This window comes from Staphylococcus sp. T93 (assembly GCF_016743875.1).
In the GTDB taxonomy this organism is placed as follows: domain Bacteria; phylum Bacillota; class Bacilli; order Staphylococcales; family Staphylococcaceae; genus Staphylococcus; species Staphylococcus aureus.
Genome location: NZ_CP068247.1, coordinates 613,896 through 633,273, shown reverse-complemented (window position 1 = coordinate 633,273; position 19,378 = coordinate 613,896). Strand labels below are relative to the sequence as shown.

At 33.5% G+C, this 19,378-nt stretch carries 16 protein-coding genes and 1 pseudogene; 1 reads left to right on the top strand and 16 read right to left on the bottom strand.

Annotation, left to right across the window (positions count from 1 at the left end; all coding sequences use genetic code 11):
* Positions 1–63: 63 nt before the first annotated feature.
* From carB to lspA, 8 genes are all read right to left on the bottom strand, one after another.
* Positions 64–3,237 (bottom strand): carbamoyl-phosphate synthase large subunit, encoded by a 3,174-nt coding sequence (gene carB, locus JG553_RS03115; protein ID WP_001126264.1) that lies wholly within the window; start codon positions 3,235–3,237, stop codon positions 64–66.
* Positions 3,230–4,330, bottom strand: a complete 1,101-nt coding sequence (locus JG553_RS03110; RefSeq protein ID WP_001190913.1) for a carbamoyl phosphate synthase small subunit — start codon at positions 4,328–4,330, stop codon at positions 3,230–3,232. The genes carB and JG553_RS03110 overlap by 8 nt, the downstream gene beginning before the upstream one ends.
* Before the next feature lies 1 nt (position 4,331).
* The gene (locus JG553_RS03105; RefSeq protein WP_000767028.1) at positions 4,332–5,606 is read right to left on the bottom strand and encodes a dihydroorotase; all 1,275 of its coding nucleotides are present in this window, start codon (positions 5,604–5,606) and stop codon (positions 4,332–4,334) included.
* Between the two features lie 17 nt (positions 5,607–5,623).
* Complete coding sequence (locus tag JG553_RS03100; protein ID WP_001016166.1) at positions 5,624–6,505, bottom strand: aspartate carbamoyltransferase catalytic subunit; 882 nt, start codon at positions 6,503–6,505, stop codon at positions 5,624–5,626.
* Between the two features lie 27 nt (positions 6,506–6,532).
* The gene (locus JG553_RS03095) at positions 6,533–7,840 is read right to left on the bottom strand and encodes a uracil-xanthine permease family protein (RefSeq protein ID WP_001178619.1); all 1,308 of its coding nucleotides are present in this window, start codon (positions 7,838–7,840) and stop codon (positions 6,533–6,535) included.
* 217 nt (positions 7,841–8,057) lie between these two features.
* Positions 8,058–8,585 carry a bifunctional pyr operon transcriptional regulator/uracil phosphoribosyltransferase PyrR gene (gene pyrR / locus JG553_RS03090; RefSeq protein WP_000003870.1) on the bottom strand — a complete coding sequence of 176 codons (528 nt, stop codon included), beginning with the start codon at positions 8,583–8,585 and terminating at the stop codon, positions 8,058–8,060.
* A 399-nt stretch (positions 8,586–8,984) separates the two neighbouring features.
* The gene (locus JG553_RS03085; RefSeq protein WP_000451294.1) at positions 8,985–9,902 is read right to left on the bottom strand and encodes an RluA family pseudouridine synthase; all 918 of its coding nucleotides are present in this window, start codon (positions 9,900–9,902) and stop codon (positions 8,985–8,987) included.
* Positions 9,902–10,393 carry a signal peptidase II gene (lspA, locus tag JG553_RS03080; protein WP_000549207.1) on the bottom strand — a complete coding sequence of 164 codons (492 nt, stop codon included), beginning with the start codon at positions 10,391–10,393 and terminating at the stop codon, positions 9,902–9,904. Before lspA ends, JG553_RS03085 begins: the two co-directional genes overlap by 1 nt.
* Positions 10,394–10,940: 547 nt before the next feature.
* On the opposite strand from lspA, the pseudogene JG553_RS03075 reads away from it, so the two are divergent.
* Positions 10,941–11,156 (top strand): annotated as a pseudogene (locus JG553_RS03075) (IS5/IS1182 family transposase); the annotation flags it as partial.
* Positions 11,157–11,216: 60 nt separating this feature from the next.
* Here the strand turns inward: JG553_RS03075 and JG553_RS03070 are convergent.
* The 8 genes from JG553_RS03070 to pgeF form a co-directional block, all read right to left on the bottom strand.
* Complete coding sequence (locus JG553_RS03070; RefSeq protein WP_000274844.1) at positions 11,217–12,014, bottom strand: VOC family protein; 798 nt, start codon at positions 12,012–12,014, stop codon at positions 11,217–11,219.
* Between the two features lie 289 nt (positions 12,015–12,303).
* On the bottom strand, positions 12,304–15,057 hold the full coding sequence (ileS, locus tag JG553_RS03065; protein WP_000384691.1) for an isoleucine--tRNA ligase: 2,754 nt from the start codon (positions 15,055–15,057) through the stop codon (positions 12,304–12,306).
* Between the two features lie 220 nt (positions 15,058–15,277).
* Positions 15,278–15,895 (bottom strand): DivIVA domain-containing protein, encoded by a 618-nt coding sequence (locus JG553_RS03060; RefSeq protein WP_001117064.1) that lies wholly within the window; start codon positions 15,893–15,895, stop codon positions 15,278–15,280.
* A 23-nt stretch (positions 15,896–15,918) separates the two neighbouring features.
* Positions 15,919–16,698: a YlmH family RNA-binding protein gene (locus JG553_RS03055; protein WP_001805409.1), complete on the bottom strand. Its 780-nt coding sequence runs from the start codon at positions 16,696–16,698 to the stop codon at positions 15,919–15,921.
* Positions 16,699–16,807: 109 nt separating this feature from the next.
* Positions 16,808–17,098, bottom strand: coding sequence for a YggT family protein (locus tag JG553_RS03050; RefSeq protein ID WP_000354114.1), 291 nt, complete (start codon positions 17,096–17,098; stop codon positions 16,808–16,810).
* A gap of 11 nt (positions 17,099–17,109) precedes the next feature.
* Positions 17,110–17,673 carry a cell division protein SepF gene (locus JG553_RS03045; protein ID WP_000018608.1) on the bottom strand — a complete coding sequence of 188 codons (564 nt, stop codon included), beginning with the start codon at positions 17,671–17,673 and terminating at the stop codon, positions 17,110–17,112.
* Positions 17,670–18,338: a YggS family pyridoxal phosphate-dependent enzyme gene (locus JG553_RS03040; RefSeq protein ID WP_001548498.1), complete on the bottom strand. Its 669-nt coding sequence runs from the start codon at positions 18,336–18,338 to the stop codon at positions 17,670–17,672. Before JG553_RS03040 ends, JG553_RS03045 begins: the two co-directional genes overlap by 4 nt.
* 23 nt (positions 18,339–18,361) lie before the next feature.
* Positions 18,362–19,153: a peptidoglycan editing factor PgeF gene (gene pgeF / locus JG553_RS03035; protein WP_000999338.1), complete on the bottom strand. Its 792-nt coding sequence runs from the start codon at positions 19,151–19,153 to the stop codon at positions 18,362–18,364.
* Positions 19,154–19,378: the final 225 nt, after the last annotated feature.

Genomic DNA, 19,378 nt, shown 5'->3' with positions numbered 1-19,378 from the left:
CTGTAATATAAACTTCTTTAAGTAAATGGTTAATTACAGCCCCACCGATACAGTTTGATTGATTTACATTTGACGCATTGTAAATGTCATACTTTCAATTACATTCGTTAAGGCATTAGCTGTATCTAAAGATGTCAAACATGGAATACCATTTTCAACTGTAGTACGTCTAATTTGGAAGCCATCCCTTTCTACTTCTTTACCTTTAGTCATTGTATTTATAACGATTTGAACATCACCATTTTGAATACGTGTTAATAAATCATTTTCGCCACCAATTTTGCCTACTACTTCTGCAGGTATGTCATACTCAGCTAATTTATTAGCTGTTCCAGACGTTGCTAAAATTTTATAGCCAACTTCATTTAAGCGTTGTGCCAATTTAACAACTTCCTCTTTATCTTTGTCACTGACGGTCATTAATACTGTACCGTGATCTTTAACTTCAACGCCACTACCTGTTAACCCTTTGAATAACGCCTTTTCTAATGTAGTATCTTTCCCCATCACTTCACCTGTTGACTTCATTTCAGGTCCTAAAGTAATATCAACATTTTTCAATTTATTAAAACTAAATACTGGTGCTTTCACAAAGACACCCTCAGCATATGGTTGAACCCCTTCTTGATAACCCATATCTGTTAGTTTTTCCCCAATGATTGCTCGCATAGCTAATTGTGCCATTGGAATATCAGTAATTTTACTTAAGAATGGTACCGTTCTACTAGAACGTGGATTTACTTCTAAAACATACACACCATCGTGAGCTATAACGAATTGAATGTTGATTAAGCCAATGATGTTTAAACCTTTAGCTAATTTTATAGTATAGTCCTCAAGTGTTGCTAACTCGTCTTCTGTCAAAGTTTGTGGTGGATATACAGCGATTGAGTCACCACTATGCACACCAGCACGTTCAATATGTTCCATGATTCCTGGAATAATGACCGTTTCTCCATCACAAATCGCATCAACTTCAATTTCTTTACCAGTTAAATATCTATCGACTAGTACCGGATGTTCCGGACTCGCTTTTACAGCCTGGGTCATATAGTTTTCTAACTCTTTGTCATTGTCTACAATTTCCATTGCGCGACCACCTAATACATAAGAAGGTCTTACTACAACCGGATATCCGATTTCTGCAGCATTCGCTAATGCTTCCTCAGGTGATGTAGCTGTTTTCCCTTGTGGCTGTGGCACGTTAATTTTTCTTAATAGTGCTTCAAATTCTTTTCTATCTTCAGCACGATTTAGATTTTCTAGTGAAGTACCAAGTATTTTAACACCATGTTTAGCCAATTTGTCTGCTAAATTAATCGCTGTTTGTCCTCCAAATTGTACAACGACACCTTTAGGTTTTTCTAAATTAATGATATTCATCACATCTTCTTCAGTTAAAGGTTCAAAGTATAATTTGTCAGAAATTGAGAAGTCTGTTGAAACTGTTTCTGGATTGTTATTCACAATTATCGCTTCGTACCCTGCTTTTTGAATTGCCCAAACGGCGTGAACTGTCGCATAGTCAAATTCTACACCTTGGCCGATTCGAATTGGTCCAGAGCCTAATACTAAGATTTTTTCTTTGTCAGTAACTATGGATTCATTTTCAGTTTCGTATGTACCATAATAATATGGTGTTGAAGATTCAAATTCAGCTGCGCAAGTATCAACCATCTTGTAAACAGGTTTAATATCATTTTCCATACGCAATTGATATACTTCTTCTTCCGTCATATTAAAGCGATGCGCTATTGTTTTATCACTAAATCCATAATCTTTTGCATATTTAAGATATTCTAAATCACCTTGATGCTCTTTTAATTGATGCTCAATATCAATAATGTTTTGGAACTTGTGTAAGAAGAAGTAATCAATCTGAGTCATATTATGAATTTCTTCTAATGTTGTGCCTCTTCTAATTGCTTCGCCGATGAAAAATAATCGTTCATCATCTTGGTGTGAAATACGTTCTTTAATATAATCAAGATCGAAGCTTTCACCATTTGGTAATCCTAAGTGATGCACACCATACTCAAGTGATCGAATTGCTTTTAACAATGATTCTTCGTAAGTTCGACCAATGGCCATAACTTCACCTGTTGCTTTCATTTGTGTGCCAAGCTCTCGTTCTCCTTTTTCAAATTTATCAAAAGGAAATCTTGGTATTTTTGAAATCACATAGTCTAAAGTTGGTTCAAACGCTGCATAAGATGTTCCTGTAATTGGATTTAACATTTCATCTAATGTTAGACCAACCGCGATTTTAGCAGCTAATTTTGCAATAGGATATCCTGTTGCTTTTGAAGCTAACGCTGATGAACGTGATACACGCGGATTTACTTCTATAATATAATAATCGAATGAATGGGGATCTAATGCTAATTGAACATTACAACCACCTTCGATACCTAAAGCTCGAATAACTTTTAATGAAACATCACGTAACATTTGATACTCAACATCTGATAATGTTTGACTAGGAGCCACAACAATTGAATCGCCTGTATGAATACCAACTGGATCAATATTTTCCATGTTACATACAACGATGGCATTATCGTTTTTATCACGCATTACTTCGTATTCGATTTCTTTAAAACCTGCGATAGATTTTTCTAATAAACATTGCGTTGCTGGACTATAATGAAGACCATTTGAGACGATTTCATGTAATTCTTCATCATTATGACAAATACCGCCTCCGGTACCACCCATCGTAAATGCCGGTCTAACAATTAGCGGGTATCCCACTTGCTCTTTGAATTTAAAGGCTTGCTCTACTGTATTTACAATGTCACTCTCTGGTACAGGAACGTTTAAATCATTCATTAATGTTCTAAACATTTCACGGTCTTCTGCTTGTTGAATTGATGTTAGCTCAGTTCCTAATAATTGGACGTTATTATCTTGAAGCACACCACTTTCGTGTAGTTGAATCGCCATGTTTAAACCTGTTTGACCACCTAAAGTTGGAAGTAAAGCGTCAGGTTGCTCTTTACGTATAATTCGCGCTATAAAATCATGAGTTAACGGTTCGATATATACTTTATCCGCAATTTCCTTATCAGTCATGATTGTCGCTGGATTTGAATTTACAAGAATAACTCGATATCCCTCTTCTTTTAAAGCTAGACATGCTTGTGTTCCAGCATAATCAAATTCAGCTGCTTGACCTATGATAATTGGCCCAGACCCTATTACTAAAATTGTTTTGATATCATTACGTTTAGGCATTGATATGACGCTCCTTTTCCTTAAAATTAGTCATCATTGCTACAAAATCATCAAATAGATAGTTTGAATCTGACGGTCCTGGATTTGCTTCAGGATGGTATTGAACAGAAAATGCTGGTAATGTTTTATGTTTTAAACCTTCTACAGTACCATCATTTAATGCAAGATGAGTAACTTCTAAATCAGTACTTTTTAACGAATCTATATCTATTGCATATCCATGGTTTTGACTCGTAATATCAACTTTTCCAGTCTCTAAATTTTTAACTGGATGGTTCGCACCACGATGACCAAACTTCATTTTAAATGAGCTTGCTCCTTGAGATAATGCAAAAAGTTGATGTCCTAGACAGATACCAAAGAACGGAATTTTCCCTAAAATTCCTTGAATCATTGGAATCGCACATTCTACAACTTCAGGATTACCTGGTCCGTTTGATAGCATAACGCCATCTGGAGCCATTGCTAAAATTTCTTCGGCAGTAGTTGTATATGGTACAACTGTGACGTTACAACCTCTGACGTTTAATTCTCGAACAATATTTTGCTTCTTACCAAAGTCTACAAGTACGACACTTAGATCCTTACCTGTCGAAACATACGGTGTTTTAGTCGAAACGATTTCTACTTCGTTTTTAGGTAATTCTACTTGTTGTAAATGTTTGACAAGTTGATCAATATCTTCTTTTCGATCAGTAAAACCAGCTTTTAACACACCGTGTTGTCGAATTTTACGCGTAATACTTCTTGTATCAACACCTGCAATCCCTGGAATTTGATGCAATTCTAAAACGTCATGAAGTGTCTTTTGCTGTCTAAAATTACTTGGATGCGCACTCGCTTCTTTCACTACAATACCGTTTAATGTAGGTACTAATGATTCAAAATCGTCTCTATTGATACCATAATTACCGATTAATGGATACGTAAAAGTAATGATCTGACCTGTATATGATGGATCTGAAATAGTTTCTTGATAACCTGTCATCGCTGTATTAAATACAATTTCTCCTACAGTTAAGTTATCAGATCCTAAACGGTAGCCTTCGTAAAAAGAACCGTCTTCTAACACTAGATAACGTTTGCTTTGCATATTATTTATCCCCCTCAAATTTAACTTCGCCTTCAACCATTGTTAAGATCGGATTTCCATAAACTTTATAGCCGATAAATGGTGTATTATCTGCTTTTGATAAGAAATCTTCTCCTTTAATTTCTTGTTCACTATCTAAATCAATGATTGTTAAATCTGCATAACCATTTTCTTTTAATGTGCCGTATTCTAAATTAAATGTCTCACATGGTTTAATTGTTAAGTAATCTACTAATTGTTGTAATGTCCAATCACCATTTTTTACAAAATGCGTATATAATAATGGGAATGCTGTTTCACTACCAACAATTCCGAATGGTGCTTTTTCCATTGGTTGTGCTTTTTCATCACGTGCATGTGGTGCATGGTCTGTTGCGATACAGTCAATTGTACCGTCTAGTAACCCTTCTAACAAAGCCTCTCTATCTTCAGTACTTCTCAATGGTGGATTCATTTTATAAATGGCATTATTACCAGGAATATCATCTTCTGTTAACAATAAATGGTGTGGTGTAACTTCAGCTGTAACATGAATGCCTGCGCGTTTAGCGTCACGAATGACTCTAACACTTTCTTTAGTAGAAACATGACATACATGATAATGACAACCTGCTGCTTCAGCTAATAGTACATCTCTTGCGATTTGAACAGATTCACAAATGTTTGGAATACCTGGTATACCTAACTCTTTACTGCGTTTCCCTTCATGCATTGCACCACCATAGATTAATGAATTATCTTCACAGTGTGCTACGATGGCTTTGTTTACTTTTGCAGCTTCAATCATGCCTTCATACATCATGCTTGCAGTTTGTACTCCTACACCGTCATCTGTAAACGCAAAGGCACCTTCTTTTACTAGTGCTGGGAAATCAACCAATTCTTTACCTAATTGACGTGTTGTAATTGAAGCATAAGGTAATACACGTACTTGAGCATTGTCATCGATTAATTTTTGTAAAGCTTCAAAATGTTCTACAGAATCTGGTACCGGTCTTGTGTTAGGCATTGGACATACAGTTGTAAATCCGCCTCTAGCAGCAGCTTTAGTACCAGTTTCAATTGTCTCTTTATATTCACCACCAGGTTCACGTAAATGAACATGAACATCGACAAATCCAGGTGACACAAAGTGACCTTTCGCATCTATGATGTCAACACCATTGCTTGGTTCAATTGCAGGTGCAATTTGTTTAATTACCTTACCATCAATTAAAATATCTGCTTGTTGTAATTCGCCATTTTGTAATACTTTACCGTTTTTAATTAATTTCATCATTTTCGTCCCCTTACCTATTTTAATAATTCATCAATGACTGCCATTCTTAAGTAAACGCCATTTTCCATTTGCTTAAAAATTCTTGATTTTGAAGCTTCTACTAAATCGCTTTGTATTTCTACTCCTCTATTCACAGGTGCCGGATGCATAACAATAGCATGTTCTTGTAATTTGTTATAGCGTACTTCATTTAAGCCATGCTTTTGATGATAATCATCTGCTGCAAATCTAGTTTCTTCTGCAAGCCCATGCCTTTCATGTTGAATTCTTAATAACATAACTATATCTACTGTTTCTATAACATCATCTATATTTACATAAGGTGCTTCTAAAGAATCATCAATCCAAGCATTTGGGCTATTAAACATTACGTTTGCACCTAATGCTTTTAAACTATGGTAATTACTACGTGCGACACGTGAATTTTTAATGTCTCCACAAATCAATACATTCAAGCCTTCAAAATATCCATATTCTTCATATATCGTCATTAAATCAAGTAAACTTTGTGTTGGATGTTGTCCACTACCATCACCAGCATTCGCAATTGGGATGTTAATATTCGCTAATTTTTCATAGTAGTTATTAAACGGATGTCTAATGACTAATAAATCACAGCCAATACTTTCTAAAGTTTTACATGTGTCATATAAAGATTCACCTTTTGAAACAGATGATGTTGATGTTTCAAAGCTAATCGTTTTTAACCCTAGCTTAAGTTCTGCCATTTCAAAACTACATTTTGTTCGAGTAGAATTTTCAAAGAATAAATTTGCGACATATTTCCCTTCAAAGTTTGGTAGTTGACGTTCACCAGATTTAAATTGACTTGCCTTTTGGATAAGTTTGTATATTTGATCTGTAGATAAATGTTCCATTGATAATAAATGATTCATAAAAGCGCCCTCCTTAATTTGTAAATCTTAATTGTTTTGTTTTTTCTCTTTAGGTAAGATTAAGTTCAAAATAATTCCTGAAAGTGCAGCTAATGCCATCCCCTCAATTTGAAGGTTGATACCAATTTCTTTTAAGTTAAATACTAAATTACCGATACCTACAACTAAAATTACAGAAGCTATAACTAAATTTCGATTGTTCGCAAAATCTACTTTGCTTTCAACTAACATTCTTAAGCCACTTGCTGCAATAATACCGAAAAGTAATATAGATACTCCTCCCATAACTGGTGTAGGTATAGAAGAAATTAATGCAGTGAACTTACCAATGAATGCTAAAACAATTGCTATAACTGCTGCACCACCAATGACGTAAATACTGTATATTCTGGTAATCGCTAATACACCGATATTTTCACCGTATGTTGTACTTGGTGGTCCACCAATAATACTGGCAAACATTGTAGAAACACCATCACCAATGATTGATTTATCAAGTCCTGGCTTTTCAAAGAAGTTTCTACCTACGATTTTATTCAATACCATTTGGTGCCCAATATGTTCACTTACTGTTACGAACACAATCGGAATCATTACAAGTACAAGTCCTAAGTGAAATGAAGGTACATAATCTTTAAATGGCAGATAAATATGAGGGAAATCTATCCATTTTGCTGACATAATTGCATCAAATTTCACAATCCCCATAAAAATCGCTACCACATAACCTACGATAATACCTACAAGAACTGGAATTAAAGATAGGAATCCTTTAAAAAATCCTTGAACGACTATTGTTACAAGCAAGGTTATCATTGCAACAATTAAGAAACTGATATTGTAACCTTTCATATCTCCAGGATTTTCATACATTGCCATATTGACTGCAGTAGGCGCTAAGCTTAAACCAATTACCATGATGACTGGTCCAACAACAACTGGTGGTAATAATTTCATTAACCATGCTGTCCCACTTAATTTGATTAGAATCCCGATGATGACGTACATAACACCACTCATGAATAATGCTACAAGCATGTCTCCTAAGCTATGCGTACTTAATCCCGTGATAATTGGCGTGATAAATGCAAAGCTAGATCCCAAGTATGCTGGTATTTGCGCCTTCGTTATTAAGATATAAAGTAATGTACCGATTCCCGAAGCTAGTAACGCTGCTGATATTGGTAGTCCTGTTAAGAATGGTACTAGTACTGTTGCGCCAAACATCGCAAATAAATGTTGTAAGCTTAAAAATGCCCATTGCGCTGGTTGTGGTTTTTCATTTACATCTAGTACGGGTTTTACTGTTCGTTCAAACATTTCATCATTTTGCATAATATTCATTTCCTCCGATAATAAAAAAATCTCTTTACATCAGTATATGTAAAGAGACAAAAAGTGTGACAAGTTGCTACAAGTCATTTTCGTCCATAGAAATTGACTTATAGTTGTCGAACATGAGGGTATTATTAGATAAACAAGCATATGAAAACTTATTTATCATTCAACTCCCCCACCTTTTTCAGTCTCTCGTACTGAATTAAAAGGGGTATTATTTAATTATAACTGCATTTCTTTGATCCATTTCTTCTAAATAGACACTTACCGTTTCCTCTTTAGAAGTAGGTATATTTTTACCAACAAAATCTGCTCGAATTGGTAACTCACGATGTCCTCGATCAACCAAAGCAGCTAAACCAATTTTAATAGGTCTAGCATTTAGCAAAATAGCATCAAGTGAAGCACGAACCGTTCGACCAGTATACAGCACATCGTCAATAATGATGACTACTTTATCTGTAATATCTGTGTCGATGTCTATTGCGTCTTTTGTCGTAAGTGATGACATGTGCTCTATATCATCTCTAAAGTATGTAATATCAATTGTTCCAGTAGGTATACGTTGTTGCTCAATTTGATGAATTTTATCTTGTATACGATTCGCTAAATATTCACCTCTTGTTTTGATACCTAAAAGAATTAAATTATCAGTACCTTTGTTATACTCCAAAATTTCGTGAGCGATTCTCGTCACTGTACGTTGTATTGCGGCATCATCCATTATGATACGTTCAGACATATTCTCACCCTTTCAAAATTTAGAAACAAAAAACCTCATGTCTTTAATATCGACATGAGGTTTAGTATATACAATCAGCCTATTTACATAGAAGAATCGTAGTATTACTACTTATTCTTGCATATGTGAAAGTGTTATGATCATTTTAGTATATATCTATATTTTCATGTCTTTGACGTCTCTCTGGACGCTCAATTAAAGACTCTTTATGTTGTACTTAAACTGTTATAAGGATAATACTAATCAGGCGCTTTGTCAATCTATATTGAAAAATTAACCATACTCAGTAAAAATGTTAACCTTAATCTATTTTATAATGTGTTTTCATTTAAAAAAAACGAAAACGATAAACACTTATAGTTTACATAATAATGTTATCGTAATTATAGCACGACACAATTATGCATCTCTTTTTCGAATTGTATCTAATAAATCTTCAAAGTCTTGTGGTAATTCAGCATGTCTTTCAATATATTCACCTGTTACTGGATGTTCGAATCCAATAAGTCCAGCATGTAGAGCTTGACCACCAATATCCAATGTCTTTTTCGGTCCATACTTTGGATCACCAACTAATGGGAAGCCAATATATTTCATGTGAACACGGATTTGATGCGTACGTCCTGTTTCAAGTTGACATTCAACAAGCGTATAATCTTTAAAATGTTCTAGTACGTTAAAATGTGTCACTGCTTCCTTACCATCATCAACAACAGCCATAGATTGACGATCATTTTTGTTTCTACCAATTGGCGCATCGATTGTACCGTAATCATGAGGAATATTCCCGTGAACTAAAGCGATATATTTTCTTTTAACAGATTTATCCATTAATTGTTCTACAAGCCCACGATGAGCAATATCATTTTTAGCAACCATTAATAAACCAGAAGTATCCATATCTATACGGTGAACAATACCTGGACGAATTTCTCCATTAATACCTGACAAATTTTTAATTTGATACATTAAACCATTAACTAATGTATTGGTATAATGCCCTGGTGATGGATGAACTACCATGCCTTTCGGTTTATATACAACTGCAACATCGTCATCTTCATAATAAATATCTAAATTTAAATTTTCAGGTAGAATATCAGCTTCAACCACTTCTTTTTCAGTGACAACTATATGATCATTAAGTTTCACTTTATAATTAGATTTAACAACTTTATCGTTTGCAACGACTAAACCTGCTTTAATCCAATCTTGTATCTGGTTACGAGACCAATCATTATTTAATTCAGGCAGCAACTTATCTACACGCATACCTGTTTGTTCTTTATCTGTAATGTTAAATTCATAAGTCTCCATTACTTAACCTCCTTCTCCTTTTTATTGGAAGTATCCTTTAATAAGGCAATAATAATTAATATTACACCAATTGTTAAACTTGAATCTGCGATATTAAATATTGGAAAATCATAACCAAAAATATTTGTATCAATAAAGTCAACAACTTCTCCTGTTAAAATTCTATCAATAAAGTTTCCAAGTGCACCTGCAAAAAGTAAACTAATAGCAACTTGCATAAACAAATTATATTGAGCATCTTTAATAAAGAAATATACTAAGGCTATTAATATAATAATGGTAATAATAAAGAAAAATGTCATTTTTCCACTCAATATTCCCCATGCAGCACCATTATTTCGATGTGATGTTATGTTTAAAAAGTGCGGTATCACTTCAAATGAATCTCCAATTTTCATTGTAGTAGCTATAATATATTTAGTAACTTGGTCAAATATAACGACAAATACTGCTATTAAAATGGAAGTGCCAATAAAATATTTTTTGTGCATTTTCGTTCCTCCAATCAATCGTCCATGAGACAACTCTTTATATTATAGCTTACACCTGCTAATAAAAAAAGTAAGCATATTACATTAAATCTAATGTTACTAACTCAATACTTGATAAACTACTATGTTTTGACATTAAATATGAACTTAATTATTCATTTATCATATTTAAGATGACATTAAAAATTAGGAAAGCAGGCTGGAACATAAATCCCTAAAAAGACAGTAGTAAGATATTTTCTAATTAAAAATTATCTTACTGCTGTTCTCTATTTATACAATACTTCGTATTGAATGGCTTCGCTATGCCCATCTGGCACATTACTGTAAAATTCTATAAATAGAATTTTTGATGATGGGTCCCTTCCTAGGGTGCCGTCTCAGCCTCGGTCTTCGACTGGCACTGCTCCCTCAGGAGTCTCGCCATTAATACTACGTATTAACATGTAATTTTACTTTTAAATACTTTAAAAAAATAAGACATGAATCGTCTACACTTAATTGGACAAATTCTATGAGAATAGATATTGTTAATTTAAGAAAGTAGGCTATTTTGAGTTTCACTCGAATGTCAGTTCGAGGAATAAATAAAGTTAAACGAGAGCTAGGTTTTGTATTAATGGCAATTAATATAAGGAAAATAGCAGCTCAACGAGCTGTACATTATAAAATACATATCAAAAAAGCTGATTTCTATCAAATAATTAATAGAAATCAGCTTTTTACATTGCCTAAGAACTTAATGTCCCAGCCTCCTTCATAACTTGTATAAAAAGATCATTAAAAACGATTCATTATATGGTTCGTCCATTCAAAGTATATACTAATCTTCAACTTCGATATGATTAAAGCGATAATAGATACCATCCGGACCTTGTAAATTTAAATGTGTTGTTTCAGGATAATGAAAGTCAACAATTGCTAATCCATACGTATCAAAATTTTCTACACGTTTCGTTGCTGATACCCAATCATTCATGGCCAAATGTTGATAATAGCCATTCGATGCTAAAAATATTGAATAATCATCCATATATGCCGATTGCTCTAATCCAAAATAATCGAGGTAGTACTCTTTTACCTCTGATAAATGAATTGTCTTAATATGCAATGCACCTATAATAGCGTCATCTGGAATACCTAACCATAACAATTTTGTTGCATGACTCACTAATCTCGGTACATTTAATGGTCTAATATCAATTTTTACTAAATTATTTTGCCTCGTCCATTGCGCTTCGTCTTTATCAACATAAAATTTAAAACCGTTTCCTTCCGGGTCTTCAAAAAATAATGATAACGAAGCAGGCTGTATACCTCCGTTAACTGGAATATCATATTCGCTTAAATGAATTAGTAAATTAGCTAAATCACTAATTTGAGGTAGTTTAATTGCGATATGAAACAGTCCCGCTTCGGACATTAAAGGTTCACGTCCATTTTGTAATTCAACAAGTGTAATGACATGATTATTTTGACCTACTTCATATTGTATCGATGTTAATGTCTCATTTATAATATTTAATCCTAATATGTCCTCATAAAATGGCTTTAATTCATTCTTATCTCTCACATTTAAAGTGATACCATTGACAAAGTTTGCGTTACTGTTATGATACATTCAATTAACTCCTATCAAATTCAATATCTGTGCTTACTTTTACTTAAAATTATCGCGAACATAATTGAGAATAGCAACTATAACGCATTTATATGCCTCAGAGAATTTGTACCATTCCTGAATAATTTTTATTTTAGTAAATCGCACATTTTTTACATATATGACCGGTAACTTGGTCATTTTTTTATTCACAAAAAAACTCTCTTCATCATGTCAACAAAAACTACAACATGATTATGAAGAGAGCTTTAATTTATATCATCTGTATGAGTACTTTATACAATTTCAATTATACAAGTGATTTTACAACTTGTTGGCATCGTGGACATAGATGCGTCAATTCATCAACAGCACCAAGATCCTCTGAATAGTTCCAACATCTTTCACATTTTTCACCATCTGCATGTTCGATGACAATATCACCATGTTCATAAGCTGTTGCCTGATCGTCTAACTTATCTACAACTTTAACTTGTGACACGATAAATAATTGATGTAATGCATCAAATGAAGTTAAGAATTCAGATGCATTAAATTTATCGTTACTAGCAATCGTAACTTTAGCTTCTAATGATTTACCAATAACTTTTTCATTACGAGCAGTTTCTAATGCACGGTTCACATCATCACGTAAATTCATAAATGTACGCCATTTATCCAATAAAGCTTGATCTACTTCTACAACTTTAGGCATGTCTGCTAAGTGAACACTTTCTTCTTTAACATGTGGTGTATGAGACCAAACTTCTTCAGCTGTATGCACTAAGATTGGTGCTAACAACTTCGTCATATCAACTAAAATTTGATATAACACTGTTTGCATACTACGACGGATATGAGAATCACGTTGTTCAATATATAAAATATCTTTACCGTAATCCAAATAGAAATTACTTAACTCAACATTGATAAAGTTTTGAACTTCTTGATAAATATTTAAGTAGTCAAAGTTTTCATAGTTGTTAATCGTACTTGCAGTAAATTCACGTAAACGATTTAGCAAGTAACGATCCACTTCTAATAACTCTGATTCAGGAATGCTATCTGTGTCAGGATTGAAATCGTTAATGTTACCTAACATAAATCTTAATGTATTTCTGATTTTACGATAAACATCAGATGTTTGTTTTAAAATTTCATCAGAAATTCTAACATCAGCTAAATAGTCCGTACTACTTACCCAAAGTCTCGCAATATCAGCACCTTTTTGTTTAACCACTTGGTCAGGTACAATCACATTACCTAAAGATTTACTCATTTTCTTACCTTCACCGTCCATAACAAAACCATGAGAAAGTAAGAATTTATAAGGTGATACTCCTCTTGTAGCAACTGAAGTTGTGATAGAAGAGTTGAACCAACCACGATATTGGTCACTACCTTCTAAATACATATCCGCTGGGAAACTTAATTCCGGTCTTGTTTCCAACACGCCACGGTGTGATGAACCAGAATCAAACCAAACGTCCATAATGTCTGTTTCTTTAGTAAATGTACCGTTAGGGCTGCCTGGATGTGTAAATCCTTCTGGTAGTAAGTCTTTCGCTTCTCTTTCAAACCAAATATTTGAACCGTGTTCTGCAAATAAATCAGCAACATGATTCACTGTTTCTTTCGTCATGATAATTTCGCCATTTTCAGCATAAAATACTGGTAACGGTACACCCCACACACGTTGACGAGAAATAACCCATTCGCCACGGTCACGAACCATATTGTAAATACGTGTTTTACCCCAATTTACTTTGAAGTTTGTATTTTCGATTGCATCTAAAATATCTTGTCTTACTTTACTGATTGAGGCAAACCATTGTGGTGTAGCACGGAAGATTACAGGTTTTTTTGTTCTCCAGTCGTGTGGATAGCTATGTGTAATAAAGTCTAATTTTAATAGTGCACCTTTTTCTGTTAATAAATCAGTAACGGCTTTATTAGCTTTATCATAGAACATCCCTTCAAATTGGCCGCCTTCTTCAGTAAATACACCTTTATCATCGATTGGACTAATTACTGGCAATTCATATTTTTGACCAACAATATAGTCATCTTCCCCGTGACCTGGTGCTGTATGTACACAACCTGTACCAGCATCTGTAGTAACATGATCACCATTAATCACTAACGATTCTCTGTCTAAGAATGGATGTTGTGCTACAACATACTCTAATTCTTTACCTGTGTATTCTTTTTCTAATTTGATTGATGCTTTATCCCAATCCAGTGCTTCTGCTACAGCGTCAGACAAGGCTTCTGCAATAATATATTTTTCGCCATTTACATTGTATTGACCATATTTTAATTCAGGATGAACGGTAATCGCAACATTTGATGGAATTGTCCATGGCGTTGTTGTCCAGATAATAAATTTAGCATCTGCATCAACGACACCTTTGTCATCTTTAACGTCAAATGCAACGTAAATTGATGCTGAACGTTTATCGTGATATTCAATTTCTGCTTCTGCTAATGAAGACTCACTTGAAGGAGACCAATAAACTGGCTTTTTACCTTTATAAATTAAACCTTTATCTGCCATTTCTCCAAAAATACGAATTTGTGCAGCTTCGTATTCAGGTTTTAATGTAATATATGGATCATTAAAGTCACCACGAACACCTAAACGTCTAAAATCTTTTTTCTGTAATTCAATTTGTTCTAAAGCAAATTCTTTACATTTCTCACGGAATTCAGCTGTTGACATTTTCTTTCGGTCAACACCTTTTTTCGTTAATGCTTGTTCAATTGGTAAACCATGTGTATCCCAACCTGGTACGTATGGTGCATAGAACCCTTGCATAGTTTTATAACGTACAATAAAGTCTTTTAAAATTTTGTTCAAGGCATGTCCCATATGTAAGTTACCATTCGCGTATGGTGGGCCATCATGTAAAATGAATGTTTCGTTACCTTTATTTTTTTCTAACGCTTTATGGTATTGATCTTCTGCATCCCATTTTTCTTGAATTTGCGGTTCCTTGTTTGGTAAACCACCTCGCATTGGGAAATCTGTTTTAGGCATTAATAACGTTTCTTTGTAATCCATTTTTTTCACTCCTTAAAAATTTAAAAAACTCTAAGTTAAATTAAAAGGGACGATTGCTCGCGGTACCACCCTTATTAACTCAACTTAGAGTTCTCTCATTACATTATTTAAATATTAAAAAGCCAGTGATATAACATACATGCTTTTACTAGGCTCTCACCATTACCTAATTCGCTGTGAAAAGTTAAATGTATATTACGCGTCTGTCTTTATTTAATTCTTACTTCTTAGTTGTTTCTGAATCATTGGATTGTTGATTATTGTCTGGTGTATTTGATGCATTATTTTGTGCATTTGCTGCAACTTCATCTGGCTTTAAATCATTTTCATGCAAATGATGAATATTTTCAAGCGTCACTTGTTCAGCGTCTAAATCATAATTCAACAAGTAATCCCAATCTTCGTTTTTTAATAAGTCTAATTGCGCTTCAACTAACATACGGAAACGCGATCTAAATACTTTTGATTGACGTTTCATATCTTCAGTCTGGAATGCTAAACGGCGTGCTTTTTCTACCGCGTCACCAACCATTTGATTAGCTTGCGCTTCTGCCTTAGCTATAATCGCTTCAGCTTGTTTCTCTGCAGCTTGCTTAGTTTCTTCACCAGCTTTTTGAGCTTGTATCAAAGCATCACTTACAGATTGATGCACGTCTTGATAAGACTTAATATTAGTATCTCTCTCTTCGATTACTTTTTCAAGTTGTTTTTTATCTTCTTTAAGACGTTCAATTTCAGTGCTTAGTTGCTCCAAAAAATTAGCAACTTCAGTAGGTTCTAAACCATTCTTTACACGTGAAAACTCTTTATTCTTAATTTCATTTGGTGTAAAAGGCATTTGTTATCCTCCTTAAATCATTACTATTTGAATAATGTTCTATAGGTAATGTGCGTTTTATCTTTTTTAGTTTTACCACCTAAGTCAGTAATGTGTGCTCTACCAAAACCTTGGATGGATATTAAATCATTTGCTTGTAATTGAAAATCTGCTGAATCAACAATAGTGTGATTCACTTTAACACGTTTTTTTTCGATTAGTTGTTTCGCAATCGTACGTGATTTACGTATCATTTCTTTAATAACAACATCTAACCTTAAAGAACTAACTGTTGCACTTTCATTTTTCCAATTCTCATTAGATTGTATCATATCTGTTACTGGAATAGTATAAAGTTTAACTGATGCGCCTTTAATACGTTGTAATTCTAACATAATAAATGATTCCAATCTACTTGTCAAAACAAATTGAATTCGTTCATTCACAATTATATCTCCAACTTGTTCGCGTTCGATACCTAAAGACATTAATGTCCCTAAAATATGTTGATGTTTTAAAGTGACGAATTTTTCAGGATAATCTATTTCCATTAAAGTTAATTCAAAGTCGCTTTCTTTAGGTTCATAATAGTTCGGCGAAATGATTGCTCTTTTTCTTTCAGCATTAGGTCCACCATAAAAAGATACGTTTAAATCTTCATAACTGCCACAAATCACTTCCAATATATATTGCCCTCTTGGATCTAAAAAATGCGTTAATACTGGTGCATAATGCTGTTCCGCTTGATCACATTTATCCGTTAGCTGATCAATTAATTCGTATTCTTCCTGTCTAAAGTGTTGATAAATATCTATGTTAATCACTACCTTAAAAAAATTATAAAATACCATCTATTGCCCTTATATTCAGAAAAATACATATCAAAAACGAGGCTAAAGTATCATGTACCCTTGCCTCGTTATGTCGCTTAATTTATTGTAATTGAATTAAAATCCAATTAAAGATTTGGAGTAACCCTTTTTGGAATAATACTAAAACGATAATTGCAGCGATTGATGATATGTCGATAATTCCAATAGGTGGAATTACTTTTCTAAATGGTTGTAAGAAAGGTTCATATATTTTCGCTAAAAAATAACCTACCTTAGTTTCTCTAATACTTGGTACCCAAGATGTAAAGAAATATATAATCATGCCGAAATAATAAATTTCAACAACAAAAAGGATGAATTTAAATATTGTAGCTAGCACATTTATATCCATATGTTAACTCCTTAGTCGAATGAATGTTCCATATTTTCAATATGGTCTGTAATGCTTCCAGCTACTTCCACATTATCAGGCGTACATAAGAAAATATCAGTACCTACACGTTGGATATCTCCACCGATTGCATAAACAGTACCGCTTAAAAAATCAATAATTCTTTTCGCTGATACTTTATCAATACGTTGTAAATTGACAAGTGTCGCACGGCGGTTTTTAAGCTCATCAGCAATATCTTGTGTATCTGAAAAAACACGTGGTTCGAATAAACACATTTTTGAACTTTCTTGTGATGCATTGTTTGGTGTAGCATTGTTCATAGTTACAACATTACGTGAATTATTTTTTGAATAATTAGACATACGGTTATTCCTTTCTTCTGACGTTGTTGTATATCTTGATGCAGATTTTTGAGGGACTGATTTGATTGCGTTTTGTTTTGTTGTTTGTTGTGACTGCTCTTTTGCTGGCGCTTCATTTACCTGTTGTTGTTTGTCAGGTACTTCTACTTCCTCTTCATCATCTATTACAAAAAATCCACTAAATAAATCTTTTAAAGCCAAGTGGCTCACTCCTCTTCTCCTACAAGTTTAGTCCCAATTCTAACAAACGTCGCACCTTCTTCAACTGCAATAAGATAGTCATTACTCATTCCCATTGATAATTCATCACAAGGCGCATATTCTAAATTGAGTCGTTGTATTTCTTCTTTTTTCAAACGTAACTGTTTAAATAACGATCTAATATATGCTTCATCATCTGTCAATGGTGCCATCGTCATTAAACCTACAATTTCGATTTTGTCATATTTTTTAAGATCATCTATAAACTGATCAACATCTTCTAAAGCAATACCATGTTTAGAAGCTTCTCCCGAAACGTTCACTTGCAAGAAACATTTAATTTTATGTTCTGCACGTTTGTTAATTTCTTTGGCTAAGCTCAATCGATCTAAAGCATGGAAATAATCTACGTCGTTTATAACGTCCTTAACTTTTCGAGATTGTAATGATCCTATAAAATGGATCACCGCATCTGATGGTAATGCTTCTTTCTTTTGAAAAAAGCCTTCCAATCTATTCTCACCAAAATGTCTTATTCCAGCCTCATACGCTTCTTTAGCTCGCTCTATTGTAACATATTTTGTAACTGCAATCACGTTTGGTTTTGTTGAAAAATTATTTTTTTCACTTTTGTCATTAATTTGTGTTGAGATTTGTTGTAAATTATCTTTCACACGCAAACATATCTCCTCCTTGTTTACTGTTGACCAATGAATGCTAACATGCGTCCTGTTTGACCTTTTTCTAATCGATAAGAGAAAAATAATTCTAAATGTTCAGATGTAGCATACGCTGTCGTATAAATATTTTCTTTAGGAACACCATAATAAATTAATAATGCAGCATTGGCTTTTTTCAAATCAATACCATGACGATCTCGTCCTCTAGTTTCAATATAGTTGGCACTATCAATTGGCAATGTTTCAAATTTATTTTTAATATCATCATTAATTTCATAACTTGATGATGTAGATGGTCCAATAACGACATGTAAGTCTTTCAAATCAAAGTTCACATGTTTTAGCACTTCTTTTACAATTTCAGTATAGGTACCACGCCAACCTGCATGCGCCAATGCAATAAAATGATGTTTTGTACTATAAAAATATACTGGTACACAGTCTGCATAACACATCGTTAATAAGACATTACTATCATATGTGTACATCGCATCAATACCATGAAGCGCATCAGTTAAAGTGTCTATATTTGTGCCTATATCATCCTTTGTAATACAAGCGACTTTATTTTCATGTGTTTGAATGGGAAACACCCAATTTTTTCTATCAAACGCAATTTCTTCAGCTAATTGCAATTGATGTTGAGTAATATTATATGGGCGATCATCAATATATCTCGCCATATTAAAAGCATTTTTAGGATAGTCACTTAAACCATCTCCTCTAGTTGTAATACCTAGAGTAATACCTTGTTGTAATAACTCTTCATATATTAAATGATGCGGTTGCTTTTTAAAATTATCATTCACTCGATCGTCACCATCATTTCATTTAAATTATCTTCGTCTAACTGTACAAAGTTAATAATTATATAATATAACATTTATGTTTAAAGTTAAAATGTTGCGCAAATAATTTTTGACTTAATTTTCACACGATACTTAAACACTTTTAATAACTTTGAAAAACTTAAATGTCCTTCTACATGTTCTAAAAATTAGTAAAAAAATCATCAGATATGTTATCTGATGATT